The sequence below is a fragment of the Thioalkalivibrio sp. ALE9 genome (assembly GCF_000377445.1).
Taxonomy (GTDB): Bacteria; Pseudomonadota; Gammaproteobacteria; order Ectothiorhodospirales; family Ectothiorhodospiraceae; genus Thioalkalivibrio.
Window position 1 is genome coordinate 18,142 of sequence record NZ_KB898138.1, and the last position, 18,586, is coordinate 36,727.

Here is an 18,586-nt window from a genome sequence, read left to right on the forward strand (position 1 = left end):
GCGTCCTGATCGGCGTCAGACCTTGAAGCGGTTGACGATCTCGCGCAGTTGCTCGGACAACCCGGCCAGGGTCTCGCTAGCCTGACCCATTTGTACGACATTGGTGGCGTTGTGCTCCGAGACTTCGCTGACCGAGTGGATATTGCGGTTGATCTCGTTGGAGGTAGCCGACTGCTCTTCGGCTGCGCTCGCGATTTGCCGCGTCATGTCCTCGATCTTTTCGACCGCGGCGACAATCTGTTCGAGCGACGTGCCCGCCTGGTTGACCTGATCCACGCCATCCTGGGCCTGGGTCTGGCTGGCGGCCATCGCCGTTACGGCCTGATCCGCACGCTTCTGCACCGCCTCGATCATCTGCTGAATCTCGGTGATTGACTCCTGCGTGCGGACGGCGAGGTTGCGAACTTCCTCGGCGACCACCGCGAACCCACGACCGTCTTCCCCTGCGCGCGCTGCCTCGATTGCGGCGTTCAGAGCCAGCAGGTTGGTCTGGTCGGCGACGTTGTTGATGACCTGCAGGATGTCGCCGATATTGTCGCTGTCACCCTTGAGCGCCGTGATGACCTCGGCGGTGCTCTGGATCTCGTTCGAGAGCTTGTTGATCGAGGTGACCGATGCGCTGACCACGTTGCGGCCACTCTGGGCCTGTTCCGTGGTTTCTCGCACGACATCTGCCGTGCTCTGGCTGTTGCGGGCGACCTCCTCGACGGTCGCGGTCATCTCGTTGATCGCTGCGGCCGCGTCACTGAGCTGGGCGTTCTGGCGATTTACACCCTTGTCGGTCTCTTCGTTGATGTGTGAAAGCTCGGTAGCGGCCGAGGCGACTTCCTCGGCATGGCCGCGAACGCTGCCGATCAGTTCGCGCAGGCGGGACTGCATGGTGGCGATGGCCGCGAGCAACGACGAGTCATCGCCCTTGCGCAGCTGGATCGGGACGGTCATGTCGCCCTCCGACACCTGGCGGACGACGTCCGATGCGTAGGCAGGATCGCCCCCTAGTGTGCGCAGGACGTTGCGGATTACCCCGAGGCTGATCAGCGAGGCCGCGATCAGGATGGCGATGGTGAGGCCGACGACCCACCAAAGCGCGCGTTGCAGCTCGGCCAGTGCGACCCCTTCGTCGAGCTCCATCAGCAGGCCCCAGCCAAGCAGGGGGATGTCGGTAAAGCTACCGATCACCGCAGTCCCGATTGCGTTTTGGTAGCGTCCGACCCCACTGTCACCCGCGGCGATCGCCTGTGCAGCCCGGGTGTCGATTGGCTGGTCCGTATCGGGGGCCGATTCAACCGGTGTCACGGGATGCCGGTCGCGGTCTACGAGGTAGATCTCGGATCCTTCGCCGAGATCGATCGCGTTGACCCGATCAAAGATCGTGTCGAGTTGCACCGCCCCGCGCATCACGGCGATTGGTTCGCCATCCGGTCCTTCGATCGGAATTGCGACGGTGCTGACCCGATTGCCCGTCGCGCGGGAAACCACCGGCCGCGAGAAGGTGTCCTCCCCACTGATCGCGCTCTGGAACCATGCCCGGTCGGGCACATTGAAATCGTTCGCCTCCTCGCGGCTGAGGACGCGCGCCTGTCCGTCGAAGGCCACTCCGACCTCGCCCATGCCGTCGGCATTCACGACAAAGATCGTGTCGTATTCACCGCGCAGCGACGCGATCTGCTCGATCAGGTGCTCGAGTTCATCGAGGTCCATGCCGCGAGCTGCATCGAGGCCTGCGAGGTAGCGCATTTCATCCTGCCGCCCCAGGAGCCATTCGTTGAAGGACTGGGCGTTGGATTCGCCCATTGCGTGAAGCCGGTCGATGGTCGCGTCGGTGTAGGAGGCGCGGTACTGCAAGAAGATGAGGGTGGCAACGATGAGGATCGCGCCCACGATGAGAGACAGGATCATCAGCGTCAGGCGGGTACCGAAGCCGACACTGGAGAGGGGGTTCAGGGATGTCATCGCGTTGTCCTTCCATTTCGTTGTTCTAGTCGGAGGGCGACAAGCAGATCCGTGTGAGCGCCGCACCCGATACAGGGGGTAGCGGCACGCCCAAAGGCTTTTTTAGAGCATTTTGGGCATTTTTCTTGTGGGAACGGTGTATCGCGTTTCGGTACGGACGGATTTCCCGGTAATCGTTATCCGGGATCCTGGCGGCAGGGGTTGCCCCGACGGGGGAGATCCCGGCTTTTCGCTACGCTCCGGCCGGGATGACGATGCAGGGGTAAAGGGCGGCGCTGGTGATATTCCAGGAAAGGCGCGGATTACAGCGACCTGCGGCTGGCTATGCCGCCTCCGGAGGATCTCCGTGACTGGCCGACTCTCGTTGCTAATCAGGTCCGCTTTCGAGCTTGGCCTTGTTCGTGCCTTCGTGCTCTTCGTGGTGAAATCCGTATTTCCCTCAGGACTCCTTCAGGCGCGGCATCAGCATGGTGAGATTGCAGGGCATGGTGCGGTCGTCGAGCTGGGCCTGGATGATGCGGTCCCAGGCGGTGCGGCAGGCGCCGGTGGAGCCGGGCAGTACGAAGAGGTAGGTGCCGTTTGCGACCCCTGAAAGGGCGCGGGACTGCAGGCTGGAGGTGCCGATCTCTTCATAGGAGAGCATGCGGAACAGCTCGCCGAAGCCCTCGATGGTCTTGTCCAGCAGCACCGAGGCGGCCTCGGGGGTGCCGTCACGGCCGGTGATGCCGGTGCCGCCGGTGGTCAACACGGCGTCGATTTCGGGATCGGAGATCCAGCGCGAGAGTTCGGCGCGGATGGCGTAGACGTCGTCCTTCACGATCCGCCGATCGGCGGTGCGGTGGCCGGCGCTTTCGAGGCGTTCCACCAAGGCGTCGCCGGAGCGATCCTCGGCGAGGTCGCGACTGTCGGAGATGGTGAGCACGGCGATGTTGAGCGGCGTCTTCACGGGGCTGGTTTCCGGCGTGGAATCGGTCATGGCAACGTCCTGTTGGTGTATCGTGGCGCCCATCTTAATGAGTTGCTGGAGTTCCGGGAATGTCGGAGCGGGTACAGAAGGTCCTGGCGGCGCGGGGGCTGGGTTCGCGGCGCGAGATCGAGGGCTGGATCGAGCGCGGCGAGGTGCAGGTGAACAACCGTACCGCGCGGCTGGGCGATCAGGTCGACGAGCACGACGTGATTCGTGTGCGCGGGCGCATCGTGCGGCGCCCGGAGCATCCGCACCGCTGGATCGTGTATCACAAGCCGGTCGGCGAGATCTGCAGCCGCTCCGATCCGGAGGGGCGGCGGCCGGTGTTTGCCAGCCTGCCGCGCCTGAAGGGGCAGCGCTGGGTGGCGGTCGGGCGGCTGGACCTGAACACCTCCGGCCTGCTGCTGTTCACCACGGACGGCGAGCTGGCCAATCGCCTGATGCACCCGAGCATGGCGCTGGAGCGCGAGTATGCCGTGCGCGTGCTGGGCGAGGTGCCGCCGGCCACGCTGGACATGCTGCGCGAGGGCGTGGAGCTGGAGGACGGCCCGGCGCGTTTCGACAGCCTGGAGGAGCAGGGCGGGGACGGCGCCAATCACTGGTATCACGTGATCGTCAGCGAGGGCCGCAACCGCCTGGTGCGCCGGTTGTGGGATGCCGTCGGCGTCACGGTCAGCCGCCTGATCCGGGTGCGCTACGGGCCGGTCGTCCTGGGGCGGGGTCTGAAGACCGGCGCGGTGCGCGACCTGGAGAGCCGCGAGGTGGCCGGGCTGTACGCGGCGGTGGACCTGCCGATGCCGGAGTCGGTGCGCGCGCGCGGGCGCGGCGGGCCGCGCCGCGCTCCCCACAGCAAGCGCCCCGGCAAGCCGGTGGCGGCGGGCAAGTCGCGCAACAGCCGCGCGTCCCGCGAGGACGGCTGGAGTTCCTCGCCGCCGAAGAAGTCGGGCAAGCCGGCAGCCCCCGGCGGCCGCGGTGGTGGCCGGGGTGCGAAGCCCTCGGGCGGGCGCCCGGGGGGCGGTGGCAAGCCGGGCGGGCGTCGCCAGCGGTAGAGCGGCATGCAGATTCCCCGACTCCTTGAGGCCCTGCGCGCGGAGTACGGCGACCTGCAATGGTGGCCGGCGGATACCGCCTTCGAGGTGATGGTCGGTGCCGTACTGACCCAGAACACCAGCTGGACCAACGTCGAGAAGGCCCTGGACAACCTGCGCGCCATCGATGCCTTGTCGCCCGCGGGGCTGATGGCGCTGGGTCAGGAAGAACTGGCCGAGCGGATCCGTCCCAGCGGCTATTTCAACGTGAAGGCCGACCGGCTGCGGCATCTGCTGCGCTTCCTGGAGGTGTCCGGCGGTGTCGAGGGACTGGCCGCGCTGGAAACGGCCGAGTTGCGCTCGGCGTTGCTGGGGGTCAAGGGCGTGGGCCCGGAGACAGCCGATGATATCGCGCTGTATGCCTTCGACCGCCCGGTCTTCGTGGTGGATGCCTATACCCGGCGTCTGTTCGAGCGCCTGGAGGTCCCGCAGGCGCAGGCGCCCTACGATCAGCTTCGCGGGCACGTCGAGGCGGAGCTGGGGCCGGATGTGGCCGCCCTGAACGACCTGCATGCGCTGATCGTGGAACACGGCAAGGAGCGCTGTCGCCCGCGGCCGCGGTGCGAAGGCTGCCCGCTGCGCGACCACTGCAGCCATCCCGACACTCGGGGAAACCCTTGAGGTCGCCGCCTCGTGCCGGTTGACGCTGACCCCGGGGCGCCCGAACCTGAGCGTTTGGCCCGACTGACCCGGGAGGTCGCATGCGGTACGTCTACTCCCTGCTGATCATCGTGTTCGTCGCGGTGGTCGCGATCTTTGCAATCCAGAACCTGCGACTGGTGACCCTGAATTTCCTGACCCTGCATGTGACGCTGCCACTGGCGTTGCTGATCGTCGGGATCTACCTGCTGGGGCTCGTCTCCGGGGGCGCGCTGGTGGCCCTGCTCAAGCGCTGGATCCGTGGCGCGAGTCGCTGATCGGGGCGGTTCGATGCCTGTGACCGGTCGCGTACGGTGACGGCGCACTGGATTCGTCGTCACCCCCTGCTGGTGATCGTGGCGGCACAGCTGTTCGGCACGTCGCTGTGGTTTTCGGTCAACGGGGTCGGGCTGTCGCTGCAGCAGGCGCTTGGCTGGTCGCCGTCCGAGATTGGCTGGCTGACCATGGCGACCCAGACGGGCTTCATCACCGGAACGCTGGCGGTGGCCGCGACCGGCCTGGCGGACCGTTTTCGTGCCAGCCGGCTGTTCGCGATCTCTGCCGTGGCCGGGGCCGGACTGAACGCCATGTTTATCCTGCTGGCCGGTGTCTGGGAGATGGCCCTGCTCACGCGGTTCCTGGTCGGACTGGCGCTGGCCGGGGTTTACCCCCTGGGCATGAAGCTGGTGATTGCCTGGACGCCCGAGTACAAGGGCTGGGCCCTGTCCTGGCTGTTGGGCATGCTGACTCTGGGCACCGCGCTGCCGCATCTGCTGCGCGGCGCCACGCTCGATTTCCCCTGGGCGATCCCGGTGCTGCTGGCGTCTTTCCTGGCGGTGCTGGCGGCACTCCTGATCCTGCGCCTGGGGGATGGGCCCCACCTGCCACCTCCGGGGCGCACACCGGGTCTGGGCAAGGGTTTTCGTGCATTGCGGCGGCGGGACTTCCGGGCCGTGGCCGGAGGCTACTTCGGGCATTGCTGGGAACTGTACGCCTTCTGGACGCTGGTCCCGCTGCTGGTGGCGCGCGAGCTGTCGCGTCTGGAGGCCGATGCCGGGCTGATCCCCTGGCTCGCTTTCGGCGTGATCGCGCTGGGACTGGCCGGCTGCGTCTGGGGCGGCCGCCTGAGCCGGAGCCTGGGGAGTCTGCGCGTGGCGCGGGTGGCCCTGGCGACGTCGGGCCTGGCCTGTCTGCTGTATCCGCTGCTGGCCGGGCACTCGTCCTGGCTGCTGTTCGGCCTGCTGGCGTTGTGGGGCCTGACGGTGATCGCGGACTCGCCGCAGTTCTCGGCGCTGGCCGCGGACAGTGCGCCGGCGGACGCGGTGGGGTCCGCGCTGAGCGTCATGAATGCGATTGGCTTTGCCCTGACCCTGCCGGCGATCTGGCTGACGAGCTGGCTGTGGGCGGATGGCGGGTTGTGGGTCCTGTGGTTGTTGCTGCCCGGCCCGTTGCTGGGTCTCTGGGCGCTGGCCCGCCTGTCGCCGCCGCTTCGCCCCGTTACGGCTCGCTGAAGCGGTCGCGTCGCGCCGCCCGCGACGCAGCGATCAGGAGGCTGCGAGTCGGGCCTGCGCACGCTCCAGGAGTTCGGCGGCGGCGTCCGGTTGTTCTCGCAGGGCGCGGCTCCAGTGCGGGAACAGGTTCTGCTCCTCGCGGCCCTCGTGCTTGGCCAGCGCGCCGGAGATCAGGGCGAAGAACGGGGCCACGGCCCAGGCCTCGTCGACCCCTTCGCTGAATTCATGCTCGAGCATCGCGGTCTGTTCCAGGATCTCGTCGTGCTCGCGCAGCATGATCGAGGTCGGGTCCTGGCCGTTCGGGCTGCGCGGCAGGTCCAGCAGCGGCACGATCAGTTCGTTTTCCACCTCCACGTGGCGGCGCAGGCCATCCACGTAGGCGTGGAAATCCGGTGCGGCCCCCTCGAGATCGCCGGCGTTCACCTTGTGCAGGGCGCTGGCGAACAGGCGGTCGATGCGCAGGTGGTCGCGCTCCAGCAGGTCGACCAGATCCACCGGGGCGACATCCTCGCGGCGCTGCACCGCGAGCTTCCACAGCGGTGGCCCGTTTTCGAGACCCCGCCAGTGGATGGCATGCCGCAGCTGCAGGCCGACGGCGTCCATCAGGAGCTTCGGTTCCTGGTCCAGCCAGACCTCGAAGACCTGGCCCGGCCGCAGTTCGCGAAGGGTGTAATAGGCCCGCGTATGGGCATGGTCGCCCAAGCCGCGCAGATCGAGCAGGAAGTCAGCCATCGTCGCTCCCGATCCCGCGCCTTGCGGCCATGCGGGCACCGATGGTGTGGCGCTCCTCCGGGCTCAGCAGGTGCTCGGCGAACGGCAGCACGGCCCGCTCTTCCAGGTCAAGATGCACCCGGTATTGCCGGATCCAGGCCTCTGCGCCGGTCAGTTCCGCGGTCGAGCCGTCGGCAATTCGCTGCAGGGCCGGTTCCAGCCGGTCCCAGCCGGCCTCGATCTCGGCATGTTCCGCGCTCAGGCGCTCCAGCCATTCGCACAGTTGGGGGTGGCTGTCGGGGTGGTCGCAGTGCCGCTGGAGGAGGGGGAACAGATCCTCGTCCTCGTCCGCGTGGTGATTGGGGGCGGCCTCGTGAAAGTATTTCAGGACCCGAGCCGCCGCGGTGCGCGCCTCCTCGTCAGCGCCCTTCGCGGCGAGGTGCGCGGGCAGACGCTCGAGGATGTCCAGGGAGTTGAGGATGCGCCGATGACAGGCGCGCAGCAGCTCGACAGGCTGCTGGAATCCGGGGACGGTCTCGTGGAGTTGCAGATGCATGGCAGTTGCGGCCTTGGCGGGTTTTCCTGAAGGGTGACTGTTACCGATCGGACGCGAGCGGGTGTTGATCTCGATCAATGCATATGGAATATAGCTTAAAGTATGCTGAGTCAAACCTGACAAGGAGCATTGCATGCACCCTCGAAACCGGATGTTCATCCTCGCGGCCCTGGTCTATGCCCTGCTGGGCGGGCTGCTCGGCATCCTCTGGCTGGTGCATCCCGGCCTGATCCCCGGCAACGTGCCGCGCATCCACGGCCACCTGATGCTGCTGGGTTTCGTGACCATGATGATCTATGGCGTGGGGCTGCATGTGCTGCCGCGGTTTTCCGGGCGGTCCCTGTTCTCCGAACGCCTGGGGCATGCGCAGTTCCTGCTGGCCAACATCGGGCTGTGGGTGATGGTCGCCGGCTGGCTGGTCTTCCATAACGCGACGGTCGCGGTGGGTGGCGCGCTGGCCTGGGGGGCGATGATCCTGTTCGCCGTGAACATCGCGCTGACCGTGCGCCACTATGGACCGAAGGGGGCATAACCATGGCGCGCGAGGAATACAACGGCTGCGAGCTGCCGGACGACCTGTTCTACGACCTGGACTACGTCTGGGTGCGGCCGGAGGACGACGGCACCTTCACCCTCGGGATCACCGATCCGGCGCAGACCATGGCGGGCCGTGTGCAGTACTTCCGTTTTCGCAAGCCGGGTTCGTACCGTGCCGCGGGCAAGCCGGTGGCGCGGCTGGAGTCGGGCAAGTGGGCGGGCGGCATTCCGACCCCGTTCGACGGCACCATCGAGCGTATCAATCCGGCGGTGGAGGCCGATCCGGGTCTGGTGAACGTCGCGCCCTACACCGATGCCTGGGTGGTGGTGATGCGCCCGGACGACCCGCAAAAGGCGCTGGAGCGGCTGCACACCGGCCCCGAGGCGATCACCGGTCTGAAGCAATGGATCGATCGTTACGACATCCGCTGCATGCGCTGCGCGGACTGAGCCGGGGGAGACGGATTCATGAAGGTGGAACTGCTGGTATCCGAATGGTGTGCCTCCTGTCACGATGCCGAGCGCATCTGGCGTCAGGTGGCCGAGGACAAACAGATCGACTTCGCGGTGGTGGACATGGGCCAGCCGGAAGGCCGCGAGCTGGCCACCCGGCTGCGTATCCGCTCCATCCCGGCGGTGGTGGTGGATGGCGAGCTCAAGCACATCGGTCTGCTGGATCGCACGGCCGCCACCGAACTGGTAGGCGCCGCCCCGGAGCGTACGCAGAAGGCGGCCCGGCATGTGGGGCTGGGCCTGTCGCCCTCCAGCCGGGCTTCGGTGCTGGGGGCAATGGTCTGGCTGCTGATCGCGGGGGCGGCGCTGCCGCTGGGGGGCTTTTTCCTGGAGGGCGCGGCCCGGCCGGCGGCGCTGCACGGCTTTACCCTGGGCTTTCTGCTGCTGCTGATCATGGGGCTGGGCGAGCACATGCTGCCGCGCTTTACCGGGCACCCGATCGCGGGCGGCTGGCTGTGGGCCTGGGCACCACAGATCCTGGTGCATCTGGCCGTGGTGGGGATGGGCCTGGGCTGGATCCTGGGGGTTGCGATGCTGACGGCGGTGGGTGCGCTGGCGGCGCTGATCGGCCTGGCGCTGTTTACGGTTCGGGTGGTGCCGCTGCTGGTGCGTCCGTCCCTTTGAGCTCGCGCGATAGGATGGTGGCCTACCCACGATTCGGAGTGTGGCCGTGAGTCTTTTCGAGAAACGTATTGGTGATCTGGAACAGAGTTTGCCGCATCTGGAACCGGCCGAGGTGGCCCGCTGGCGCCAGGACGGGAAGCCGTTTCTGCTGGTGGACGTGCGCCAGCCGGAGGAGGCGGCCGAGGGTACGATCGAGGGCGCGGTGAATATCCCCCGGCCCAAGCTGGAGGCCACCATCGAATCTCACATGCAGGACCCCCAGCAGCCCGTCGTGGTGTTCTGTGGGGGGCGTGGCCGGTCCCAGCTGGTGGCCGACAGCCTGCGGGCGATGGGGATCGATGCGCATGTGCTGCGCGGCGGCTATGCGGCCTGGCGGGACGGCGAGGGCCGGTAGTGAGTGTGCGGGCGGATCGATATTCCAGTGCCGTGACTGGCTGGATCGCTTTTTCGTCGAGACTTGGCTAATCTCGAAGTTCGTTTCCCGGTTTCCGGAAAATCCCTGAATTTTCTTCTCTGGCGCGTCTCTCCGGGGGCGCGTCGTGTATTTGGAGTGTGAACGTGAACAAGCCGAAGATCATCGTCTCCACCACGGACATGGAGCGTCTGGACAAGCTGCTGGAATCGCTGCCGGAGGATGCCTTTCCGGGCAAGGCCGATCTGGAGGCCGAGCTGGACCGCGCGGATGTGGTGGATTCGCACGAGATCCCAGGTGCGGTGGTGACGATGAACTCGAAGGTCCGGTTCCGGGTGACCGAGTCCGGCGAGGAATTCTCGATGACGCTGGTATACCCGCGGGACGTGGATGAAAGCGGCGGCACGCTGTCGATCCTGGCGCCGGTGGGCAGCGCCCTGCTGGGGCTTTCCGAGGGGGACGAGATCGAGTGGCCGCGCCCGGGTGGCGGGCAGATGCATGTGCGCATCGTGGAGGTCGAGTACCAGCCGGAGCGGGCGGGCGAATACCACCGCTGACGGGCGGGGGCGGTGGGCGTGTATCCGGCGCGGATTCAGCCCCAGTAACCCTGGCGATACCACTGGCCACTGCGCAGGCAGCGATACAGCCAGAGCCGGCGGCCCTGGCGATCGAGTGCCCGGGCGTAGTCGCGCCGTGCATCCTGGCCATGGTCCCACCAGCCGTCTTCCAGCCGCCCCAGCCATTGCGGCTGGTCGGGCGGGGTGGCGGGGTCGGGGCCCTGCAGCCACAGGGCCGCCCCGACGGTGCGCTGGCCCGGTGTCGGGGCGACCGGGGCCGGAGTAACGGCGAGATCGTGGCGTGATCCCTGGGCCTCCTCCGGCCTTGGGGTGCGGCGGTTGACCAGGCGGGTGACCGCCGGCTCGCCCAGGCGGGCGCGCAGTCGGGCCAGCACCGCGGGCAGCTGATCCGCCGGTGGCGTGCTCGCCGGGTCCCCGGCCAGCAGGCTGTCGCCCCGGTCCGGGGGATCCAGCAGGCGGGATGCCCGCAGGCGCAGGCCGATGACGGCCTCCGGCAGGGTTTCGCGCTCCAGACGAGTCTGCCACAGGGGTAGCCATTCGTCGGCGCGCATGCCCGGCTGTCCGCGTTCCAGCGTCAGCCGGGTGCGCGCCTCGCGATGTGTCAGTTCCAGGGTCATCCCCTGCAGGCTGCGGTTCAGGCCGCGCAACTGGGCCTCGGCCTGGCGCAGCAGCCGTTTGAGCGGGAAGGCCAGGGCCGTGGTGGCGTGGATCTCGTGCTCCAGGCGCAGGGGCAAATCCAGCACCGGAGGTGGCGCAAAGCGGGGCAGGGTCTCCACGCGTCGGGCCAGCAGGTGATCCAGCAGGTCCAGCAGTTCCGGTCCGTGGCGCCGGGCCAGCTCGGCGCGTGACAGGCGCAGCAGGTCGCCCAGCTGGCGCAGGCCCAAGGCGCGCAGGCCTTCGCGGGTGGCGTCGGCCAGCGGCAGGGCCTCCAGCGGCACGGGTGTCAGCAGTCGGCGCAGGCTCTCGGGGTCCTCCGCGATCGCGGGGTTGCGCAGGTGCGCCAGCAGGCGCGCGGCGGCGGGGCTGCGCCCCAGCCCGATGCGGGGATGGAAACCCAGGCCGGCCAGGGTGTCCTGCGCCTGCTGGCGCAACGCCTCCAGGCCGCCGAACAGGCGGCGGCTGCGTCCGACCTCCATCAGGATACGGTGGGCCTCCGGTTCCGGGTGCACATGGTCGGAGAACCGCAGCAGTACGCCGGCCAGCATCTCCAGCTGGGTCCGCAGGGCGTCCGGGTCATGTTCGACCAGTTCCGGGGTATCCAGCACGGCCAGCGCATCCCCCAGCGCCATGCCGGGTCGCGCACCGGCGCGCCGCGCCGCGCGGTTGGCGGTGTGCACCCGGGGTGCCGCGCCGGACGTCACCACCAGCAGGGGGCGCTGCAATCGCTCCGGCTCCGGTCCCGCCCGGGCCAGGGACTCCAGCGCGAGGTGCGGCAGCTCGATGGCCATCCAGTGTTCCCGCCGCGCCCGGGTGGCACTGGCGGGGCGTGCCTCCGGTGGCCGGGGAGTGGGCGCGGGGGCGGGCGCCGCCGGCAGCAGGCTCAGTTGCTGCCGGGCAGGTTCGGGGGGTGTGGCTGCGCGCGCGGGGCGGGCGGGCTGGCCCATTTCAGGCCCCCGGTGCTTCGGGAATCCACAGAGGCTGGCCGGAGCGGGCCCAGTGGCCGGCCCCCTTCAGGCAGTGCAGTTCCAGGCCGGTGGCCGCGGCCTGCCAGCGCAGGCGCTGATGGGCCGGCGAGGGCTGGGCCGCGGCGTCCGGCGGCCGGTACAGGACGGCGCAGGCCCGGCTCTCGCTGGCGGCCAGGCGTAGCCGGCGCAGCAGGGCTGTCTCCACGGGACGGCGCAGCCAGGCGAGCAGCACGCCGAAGGCCGGGTCGCGCAGACACTGCTCGCCGGCCCAAAGGGTGTCGCGATCGTGCTCGGTGTGGATCAGCAGTACCCGCTCCGGCGGGATGCCCAGGGTCTGCCAGCCCGGCAGCCAGGGGGTAGCCGGTGGCGCGATCACCGCGATCCAGTAGTCGTCCTGGCCGCAGGCGGTCAGCATGGGGACCAGCAGCCGGGTCTCGCCGCAGCCGAACGGGGCGCCCAGCAGTTCGACCAGCTGGCCGCGTGGCCAGCCCCCGCCCAGGGCCCGGTCGAGTTCCGCGTGGCCGCTGGGCCAGACCGGGGCATCCGGGGCCGGGGTGGCGCTGCGTCCGCGCCAGAGGGCCGGATGGTCGAGCAGGGTATCCAGCGCGCCCATAACTCAGGCCTGGGGGTCGAGATCGCGCAGAACGCCCACGCCGACCCCCTCGATGGCCAGTTCCTGGCGCTCCAGGTCGATCTCGATGGGGGCGAAGTCGGGGTTCTCCGGGAGCAGGCGCACCCGCGGGCCGTCCTGCGCGAAGCGCTTTACGGTGACCTCGTCCTCGATGCGGGCAACCACGATCTGACCGGGCCGGGCCTCCGGGGTCTGGCGCACGGCCAGCAGGTCGCCGTCGAGGATGCCGGCGTCGCGCATGCTCTCGCCATGCACGCGCAGGAGGTAGTCGGGGTGGGCACGGAACAGGGCGTCGTCGACCCGGTAGTGGCGCTCGATGTGTTCGGTGGCAAGGATGGGCAGTCCGGCGGCGACGCGCCCGACCAGGGGCAGCTCGCGCGGTGTGCTGCGCACCGCGCCCGGCAGGCGGATGCCGCGGGAGGTGCCGCCCAGCAGTTCGATGGCGCCCTTTTTTGCCAGCGCCTTCAGGTGGCACTCGGCCGCGTAGGGTGAGCGAAAGCCGAAGGCCCGGGCGATCTCGCTGCGGGTCGGTGCCGTGCCCTGGTTGGCGACGGTCTCGGTGATGTAGTCGAGGATGGCCTGCTGGCGTTCAGTAAGCGACACAAGGCGCCCTCCGGTATCTGTCTATATATACAGTATCCGGAGGGCTCGCCGCAGGGCAAGGGCGGATTCACCACGAAGCCCACGAAGGCACGAAGAAGGTCAAGATCCAGGTCAAAAACGGTCTACAGGAAGAAGAGAAGGCTGGAAGATAGAGGGGCCATGACGGGCGCTACCAGGGCAATGCTGGGAAGCGGCCACTTTAGGGGCGTACGATTCAGTCAGCGCTCCCCATATGTCTGCTTGCCATCACGCTTCACCATCAAAGCCTTCTAACCTTCCAGCCTTCCTGTGAATCGCCCTTGAATTCTTCGTGCCTTCGTGGGCTTCGTGGTGAATTTGCCCTGGGTTTTAAGACGTTTCAGGTGGGGGTGTAGTCGAGGGGTAGGGCGGTGCGGTCGACGACGCGGCGCAGGACGAAGCTGGAGTGCACGCTGTCCACGCCCTCGAGGCGGGTGATGCGCCGCAGCAGGAAGTCCTGGTAGGCGTCCATGTCGGGGACCACGACCTGCAGCATGTAGTCGGCGGACTGGCCGGTGATCAGGTAGCAGTGCTGGACCTCGGGGTAGCCGGCCACGGTCTCCTCGAAATGCGCGAAGCGTTCCGGGGTGTGGCGGTCCATGCCGATGTGGATCAGGGCGGTCAGTTCCAGGCCCAGGCGGCGCCGGTCCAGCAGCGCCACGCGGCGCAGCAGGATACCGGCCTGTTCGAGCGCGCGGACGCGGCGCAGGCACGGGGAGGGGCTGAGTCCGACGCGTTCGGCCAGCGCCTGGTTCGACAGGCTCGCGTCCTCCTGCAGGATCTCGAGGATGCGGCGGTCATAGCGGTCCAGTGAGTGCGGTTGCGGTTTCATAGGTGGATTATTGCGCATATTGAGCATTAATGCGCAATGATAGATCCCTCCTAAGGCCTTGATAGGGAAAAACGCAAGGTTATGCCCGGATGAATGCGTTAGGATAATGCACAGACAGAAATCCTCAGCGCGGCGGCCGATTGTACGGCCCGGGCCGCGCCCTTACAGGAGATGCGCACCATGGCCTTCGATCACACCAAATATGCCCCGTTCCCGCCGATCGACAAGGCGGATCGCCGCTGGCCGGCGAAGCGCACCACGGTTGCGCCGCGTTTCTGCGCGGTGGACCTGCGCGACGGCAACCAGGCGCTGGTGCACCCGATGAGCGTCGAGCAGAAGATGCGCTTCTTCGAGGTGCTGGTGGATATCGGCCTGACGGAGATCGAGATCGGGTTCCCCTCTGCCTCGCAGATCGACTACGACTTCACCCGCCGCCTGATCGACGAAGACCGCATCCCCGAGGGCGTGTATATCCAGGTGCTGACGCAGGCGCGCGAGGATCTGATCCAGAAGACCTTCGCGGCGCTGGAGGGCGCACCGCGCGCGGTGGTGCACGTGTACAACTCCACCAACCCGGCGCAGCGCGAGCAGGTCTTCCGCATGGACCGCGACGGTATCCGCGGCATCGCCGAGAACGGCGCGCGCTGGGTGCGCGACTATGCGGCGAAGTACCCGCAGACGGACTGGATCTTCCAGTACTCGCCGGAGAGCTTCTCCACCACCGAGCTGGACTACGCGGTCGAGGTCGTGGATGCGGTGAACGCGATCTGGCGCCCGGACCAGGGCCAGAAGGTCGTGATCAACCTGCCGGCCACGGTCGAGTCGGCCACGCCGAATGTCTTCGCCGACCAGGTCGAGTGGTTCTGCGATCATGTGCAGTACCGCGAGCACTTCTGCGTGTCGCTGCATACGCACAACGACCGCGGCACCGGCGTGGCCGCGGCCGAGCTGGGCCTGCTGGCCGGGGCCGATCGCCTGGAAGGCACGCTGTTCGGCAACGGCGAGCGCACCGGCAACATGGACCTGGTCACCGTCGGCATGAACCTGTACTCGCAGGGGATCGACCCGACCATCGACCTGTCCGATATGGAACGGCTGATGGAGGTGTACAAGGAGTGCACCGACATGCCCATCCACCCGCGCCATCCGTGGGCGGGCGAGCTGGTCTACACCGCCTTCTCCGGCAGCCACCAGGATGCGATCCGCAAGGGCCTGGCGCACTACAAGGAGCAGGGCGGCCACTGGAACGTGCCCTACCTGCCGATCGACCCGGGCGATCTGGGCCGGCGCTACGAGGAGGTCGTGCGCATCAACAGCCAGTCCGGCAAGGGCGGCGTGGCGCATGTGCTGGAACGCGATTACGGTATCGAGGTGCCGCGCTGGCTGGCGATCGAGTTTGCCCGCATCGTGCAAAAGGATGCTGAGACCTCGCAGATCGAGGTGTCATCCAGGCGCATCCACGAGTTGTTCGAGCAGCATTACCTGACGCCGGTCGCCGGCTGGGATCTGGTGCGCTACGAGATCGAGAAGGAAGGTCCGGTGGTGCGGCTGGACGCGACCATGGGCCCGCCCGGTCGCGAGTCGCGCCTGCAGGGCGAGGGCCACGGCGCGGTCGAGGCCCTGACCGCCGCGATGCAGGCCGAGCGCGGAGTGGAGGTGAAGGTCAGCCACTTCGATGAGCACGCGATGGAGTCCGGCACCGAGGCGCGGGCCATGGCCGCGGTGGACGTGCAGGTGGACGGCGAACGCTCGGTCGGCGTCGCTCTGGGCGAGGACACGACCGCTGCCACGCTGCAGGCCGTGCTGAACGCCACCGGCCGCCGCCTGGGCGAACGCGCCACCGAACCGGCCGCCGTCAACGCCTGATCCCGCGCCCCCCAGTGCGCCCGAGGGCGCGCAGGGGGGCGTTGAGGGCCACGCAAGCACCGGTCGTTGAGGTGGGGCTGGCTTTGGCAGGGGCTTCGCCTGCAAGCAGGCTCCTACCGGGGTGGGATGTGGTCTTGTAGGAGCCGCCTTGGCGGCGAAGCCCCTGCCCGCGCCGGAGCGCCGCAGCCGGGTTCCTTCCCGGGCTCTTTGCTTTACCCGCTTCTCCCGCGCGTCGGGTGCCGGAGGCGTCAGAATCGACGAACGGTCAGGCCCATCGATGAAGCCGCGTCCGCCAGCACGTTGTCTGCGGTGGCGATGACTGGAAACTCGTGATGCCGCGCGGTTGCGATGTGCAGTGCGTCCAGTGTCCGCAGTGGGTGTTCGGGGTAGCGGGTGATCAGGTTGGTCGCTTCCTCGAAGAGTGAATCATCGAAGGGATAGAGCTGTAACGAGGCACTGGAGATGTCGTCCTGGAAGGTGGCGAAGATGATCGTTTCCAGCTCCTGCGGCAGTTCGCCCATACGCCGGCGCCGTGCGAGCAGGGACCGCAGTTCCGTGGCCACCAGCCGACTGATGATGGCGACGTCGACTTTTTGCAGGTAGTCGACAAAGGCCTCGGAGCCCGGTTCGTTCAGGTACCACTTGGCCAGGGCACTGGTGTCGAGGTAGCACCGTTCATCCGCGCTCATCGCGCTCTTCCCTGAGGAGGGTCTCCGAGGGAATCAGTTGCGCGGTGCGTTGGCGAAGCTCGTGGTGGTCGGGACGCTGACGCCCGCGACGCACGGGGAGGACGCGTGCAATGGGTTTTCCGTGACGGGTGATGGTAATTTCGCCGGACGCCTGTACGATTTCGTCCAGGTGCCCAATGGAGGCCCGCATCTCGCGGACGTTGAGCTCTTTCATGGCGCCCCTCAGGTGTGCTTCATTTTCTGATATTGAAGCACGAGGCTGTACGTCCGGCAATGACGGGGCCCATTGGGGCACGCAAAGGCGCTTACTTCACCCGCTTCTCCAGCATGTTCTGCATGCGGATCAGGCGTTCCTGCAGCTTGACGGTTTCCTGCTGGATCTCGTGGATCTCCGCGTGCAGGGCCTGGTTCTCCTCGTGCACGCTGTCGTGGATCATCTGCTGTTCGATCTCCATCGCGCGATCATGCATGCGCTGCATGGCGTCCACGATGATCGCGATGAACAGGTTCAGCACGGTGAACGTGGCGATCAGGATGAACGGCACGAAGAATATCCAGGCCCAGGGGTAGACCTCCATCACCGGACGGGCGATGTCCTCGGACCAGCCCTCCAGCGTCATCACCTGGAACAGGCTGTACATGGTGGCACCCAGGGTGCCGAACTTCTGCGGGAAGGATTCGCTGAACAGGCCGGTGGCGATGATCGCGAACACGTAGAAGATCAGTAGCAGCAGACCGATGATGGAGACGATGCCGGGAATGGCTCGCAGCAGCGCCTCCACGATGAAGCGCAGCTTCGGCACCATGGACACCAGGCGCAGCAGACGCAGCACGCGCAGCACCGAGAATGGCCCGGAGGCGGGGATCAGCGCGATCCCCACCACGAAGAAGTCGAACACGTTCCACGGGTTGCGCCAGAAAGCCAGGCGGTAGACGAACAGCTTGGCCAGCACCTCGGCGGTGAAGAGCGACAGGATGATCGCGTCCGCGGCCAGGATGACCGGCCCCATCCAGCCCATCACGGTATCCGAGGTCTCGAGCCCCAGGGTCAGGGCGTTCAGCAGGATCAGGCCGATGATGAAGCGCTGGGTCAGCCGGGCCTCGATGAAGCCTTCCAGGCGCGTGCGCAGCGTGGGGGTCTCGCTCATGGTGTCGGGGGTCGTCGCAGTGCTCGGGGAGGCGCAAGAGTAGGGTAAAGGCCGCATTCCGGCAATCGCGCCCGCTCGGGAAACACTGATTAATGCACACGCTCGCGTTGGCACCCCAGGTTTTCCGAGACCAGGCGCGTCGCGCAGCGGGTAGTGGTTCTACCCGCAAGCGGCGCAACGCAGGATCGGGGAACCTGGGGTGCCAACCCCCACAAGCTAGTGAAAGACGGGGCTCGGCCGCCCGTTGTTGATCAAAAACGGGCGCGCGCACGGCGTTGCGGTTCCCTTGTGCAGAACGACTGCACGGCAGTCACCGCGCCTTGTTCGCACGCAAAAGCGACTCGAGCGCGAGCGCGAGCGCGTGCATTAATCAGTGTTTCCCCAGGGGCCTGTGTCTCTGCCCCGCGCGTGGTAAAACGCGTGGACCGATGAACCCCGGCTGTAACCGTGAGGAGACGATGAATGTGGGACGAGCGCTACGCGGCGGATGAGTACGTCTACGGCACCGAGCCGAATGATTTCCTGCGTACCGCGGTGGCCAACGTGCCACCTGGGAAGGCCCTGTGCCTGGGCGAGGGAGAAGGCCGCAACGCCGTCTTCCTGGCGCAGCAGGGCTTCGAGGTGCTGGCGGTGGACAGCTCCGCCGTTGGCCTGCAGAAGGCCCAGCGCCTGGCAGAGGACCGCGGCGTACAGATTGACACCCTGGTGGCGGATCTCGCGGATTACGCGATCGAGCCGGATTCCTGGGATCTGATTACCTCCATCTTCTGCCATGTGCCGCCGCCGATCCGGCGTCGTCTGCATGCCGGGGTGGTTGCCGGGCTGCGACCCGGCGGGGTGTTCATCCTCGAGGCCTACACCCCGGCGCAGCTGGAATGGGGGACGGGCGGGCCGCCTACGGCCGAACTGATGATGATGCGGGACGCGCTGGTCGAGGAGCTGGACGGGCTCGAATTCGAGGAAGCCGTGGAGCGCGAACGCGACGTGCTCGAGGGGCAGTTCCACACTGGGCGCGGTGCCGTCGTGCAGATCCTGGGGCATAAGCCAAGGCAGGACTGGGGATAGGCCCCGGGGCGCGCGGCCGG

At 67.5% G+C, this 18,586-nt stretch carries 22 protein-coding genes; 11 read left to right on the forward strand and 11 right to left on the reverse strand.

Translation table 11 applies throughout. The annotated features are described in order from the left end of the window. Positions 1-15 precede the first annotated feature (15 nt). Both D106_RS0113515 and moaB read right to left on the reverse strand, forming a co-directional pair. Complete coding sequence (locus tag D106_RS0113515) at positions 16-1,953, reverse strand: methyl-accepting chemotaxis protein (RefSeq protein ID WP_018877584.1); 1,938 nt, start codon at positions 1,951-1,953, stop codon at positions 16-18. 439 nt (positions 1,954-2,392) lie between these two features. Beyond that, on the reverse strand, positions 2,393-2,929 hold the full coding sequence (gene moaB, locus D106_RS0113520) for a molybdenum cofactor biosynthesis protein B (RefSeq protein WP_018880361.1): 537 nt from the start codon (positions 2,927-2,929) through the stop codon (positions 2,393-2,395). A 59-nt stretch (positions 2,930-2,988) separates the two neighbouring features. Between moaB and rluB the strand changes: the two genes are divergently transcribed. The 4 genes from rluB to D106_RS0113540 all read left to right on the forward strand — a co-directional run bounded on the left by rluB (position 2,989) and on the right by D106_RS0113540 (position 6,158). After that, complete coding sequence (rluB, locus tag D106_RS0113525) at positions 2,989-3,969, forward strand: 23S rRNA pseudouridine(2605) synthase RluB (RefSeq protein ID WP_018880362.1); 981 nt, start codon at positions 2,989-2,991, stop codon at positions 3,967-3,969. A 6-nt stretch (positions 3,970-3,975) separates the two neighbouring features. Further along, positions 3,976-4,629: an endonuclease III domain-containing protein gene (locus D106_RS0113530; RefSeq protein WP_018880363.1), complete on the forward strand. Its 654-nt coding sequence runs from the start codon at positions 3,976-3,978 to the stop codon at positions 4,627-4,629. Positions 4,630-4,709: 80 nt separating this feature from the next. Further along, positions 4,710-4,925, forward strand: a complete 216-nt coding sequence (locus D106_RS0113535; protein WP_017941597.1) for a lipopolysaccharide assembly protein LapA domain-containing protein — start codon at positions 4,710-4,712, stop codon at positions 4,923-4,925. 72 nt (positions 4,926-4,997) lie between these two features. Further along, a complete protein-coding gene (locus D106_RS0113540; RefSeq protein WP_018880364.1) occupies positions 4,998-6,158 on the forward strand; it encodes a nitrate/nitrite transporter in 1,161 nt (386 codons plus the stop codon). Between the two features lie 33 nt (positions 6,159-6,191). On the opposite strand, the gene D106_RS0113545 is transcribed toward D106_RS0113540, so the two are convergent. Then, complete coding sequence (locus D106_RS0113545; protein ID WP_018880365.1) at positions 6,192-6,890, reverse strand: hemerythrin domain-containing protein; 699 nt, start codon at positions 6,888-6,890, stop codon at positions 6,192-6,194. Next, positions 6,883-7,425, reverse strand: coding sequence for a hemerythrin domain-containing protein (locus D106_RS0113550; RefSeq protein WP_018880366.1), 543 nt, complete (start codon positions 7,423-7,425; stop codon positions 6,883-6,885). Before D106_RS0113550 ends, D106_RS0113545 begins: the two co-directional genes overlap by 8 nt. Positions 7,426-7,558: 133 nt before the next feature. On the opposite strand from D106_RS0113550, the gene D106_RS0113555 reads away from it, so the two are divergent. The 5 genes from D106_RS0113555 to rnk all read left to right on the forward strand — a co-directional run bounded on the left by D106_RS0113555 (position 7,559) and on the right by rnk (position 10,068). After that, positions 7,559-7,957, forward strand: a complete 399-nt coding sequence (locus tag D106_RS0113555) for a hypothetical protein (RefSeq protein WP_026279693.1) — start codon at positions 7,559-7,561, stop codon at positions 7,955-7,957. A gap of 2 nt (positions 7,958-7,959) precedes the next feature. Next, a complete protein-coding gene (locus D106_RS0113560; RefSeq protein WP_018880367.1) occupies positions 7,960-8,412 on the forward strand; it encodes a glycine cleavage system protein H in 453 nt (150 codons plus the stop codon). An 18-nt stretch (positions 8,413-8,430) separates the two neighbouring features. After that, positions 8,431-9,099 carry a thioredoxin family protein gene (locus D106_RS0113565; protein WP_018876395.1) on the forward strand — a complete coding sequence of 223 codons (669 nt, stop codon included), beginning with the start codon at positions 8,431-8,433 and terminating at the stop codon, positions 9,097-9,099. A 46-nt stretch (positions 9,100-9,145) separates the two neighbouring features. Beyond that, positions 9,146-9,493 (forward strand): rhodanese-like domain-containing protein, encoded by a 348-nt coding sequence (locus tag D106_RS0113570; RefSeq protein WP_018874975.1) that lies wholly within the window; start codon positions 9,146-9,148, stop codon positions 9,491-9,493. Positions 9,494-9,657: 164 nt separating this feature from the next. After that, positions 9,658-10,068 carry a nucleoside diphosphate kinase regulator gene (gene rnk / locus D106_RS0113575; protein ID WP_018866160.1) on the forward strand — a complete coding sequence of 137 codons (411 nt, stop codon included), beginning with the start codon at positions 9,658-9,660 and terminating at the stop codon, positions 10,066-10,068. Positions 10,069-10,103: 35 nt separating this feature from the next. Here the strand turns inward: rnk and D106_RS0113580 are convergent, their stop codons facing one another. The 4 genes from D106_RS0113580 to D106_RS0113595 form a co-directional block, all read right to left on the reverse strand. After that, positions 10,104-11,537: a DNA polymerase Y family protein gene (locus D106_RS0113580; protein WP_018880368.1), complete on the reverse strand. Its 1,434-nt coding sequence runs from the start codon at positions 11,535-11,537 to the stop codon at positions 10,104-10,106. Positions 11,538-11,694: 157 nt separating this feature from the next. Further along, a complete protein-coding gene (imuA, locus tag D106_RS0113585; RefSeq protein ID WP_018877575.1) occupies positions 11,695-12,327 on the reverse strand; it encodes a translesion DNA synthesis-associated protein ImuA in 633 nt (210 codons plus the stop codon). 3 nt (positions 12,328-12,330) lie between these two features. Further along, a complete protein-coding gene (lexA, locus tag D106_RS0113590; protein WP_018877574.1) occupies positions 12,331-12,948 on the reverse strand; it encodes a transcriptional repressor LexA in 618 nt (205 codons plus the stop codon). Between the two features lie 358 nt (positions 12,949-13,306). After that, positions 13,307-13,798: an Lrp/AsnC family transcriptional regulator gene (locus tag D106_RS0113595; protein ID WP_018866164.1), complete on the reverse strand. Its 492-nt coding sequence runs from the start codon at positions 13,796-13,798 to the stop codon at positions 13,307-13,309. Positions 13,799-13,978: 180 nt separating this feature from the next. On the opposite strand from D106_RS0113595, the gene D106_RS0113600 reads away from it, so the two are divergent. Next, the gene (locus tag D106_RS0113600) at positions 13,979-15,664 is read left to right on the forward strand and encodes a 2-isopropylmalate synthase (RefSeq protein ID WP_026280686.1); all 1,686 of its coding nucleotides are present in this window, start codon (positions 13,979-13,981) and stop codon (positions 15,662-15,664) included. A 248-nt stretch (positions 15,665-15,912) separates the two neighbouring features. Here D106_RS0113600 and D106_RS0113605 read toward each other — a convergent pair whose 3' ends face one another. The 3 genes from D106_RS0113605 to D106_RS0113615 all read right to left on the reverse strand — a co-directional run bounded on the left by D106_RS0113605 (position 15,913) and on the right by D106_RS0113615 (position 17,501). After that, positions 15,913-16,353 carry a type II toxin-antitoxin system VapC family toxin gene (locus tag D106_RS0113605; protein WP_018880370.1) on the reverse strand — a complete coding sequence of 147 codons (441 nt, stop codon included), beginning with the start codon at positions 16,351-16,353 and terminating at the stop codon, positions 15,913-15,915. Further along, a complete protein-coding gene (locus tag D106_RS0113610; protein ID WP_017942101.1) occupies positions 16,340-16,567 on the reverse strand; it encodes a type II toxin-antitoxin system Phd/YefM family antitoxin in 228 nt (75 codons plus the stop codon). Before D106_RS0113610 ends, D106_RS0113605 begins: the two co-directional genes overlap by 14 nt. A 91-nt stretch (positions 16,568-16,658) precedes the next feature. Then, complete coding sequence (locus tag D106_RS0113615) at positions 16,659-17,501, reverse strand: ion transporter (protein ID WP_018877572.1); 843 nt, start codon at positions 17,499-17,501, stop codon at positions 16,659-16,661. A 462-nt stretch (positions 17,502-17,963) separates the two neighbouring features. Between D106_RS0113615 and D106_RS0113620 the strand changes: the two genes are divergently transcribed. Next, positions 17,964-18,566, forward strand: a complete 603-nt coding sequence (locus tag D106_RS0113620) for a bifunctional 2-polyprenyl-6-hydroxyphenol methylase/3-demethylubiquinol 3-O-methyltransferase UbiG (protein ID WP_018880371.1) — start codon at positions 17,964-17,966, stop codon at positions 18,564-18,566. Positions 18,567-18,586: the final 20 nt, after the last annotated feature.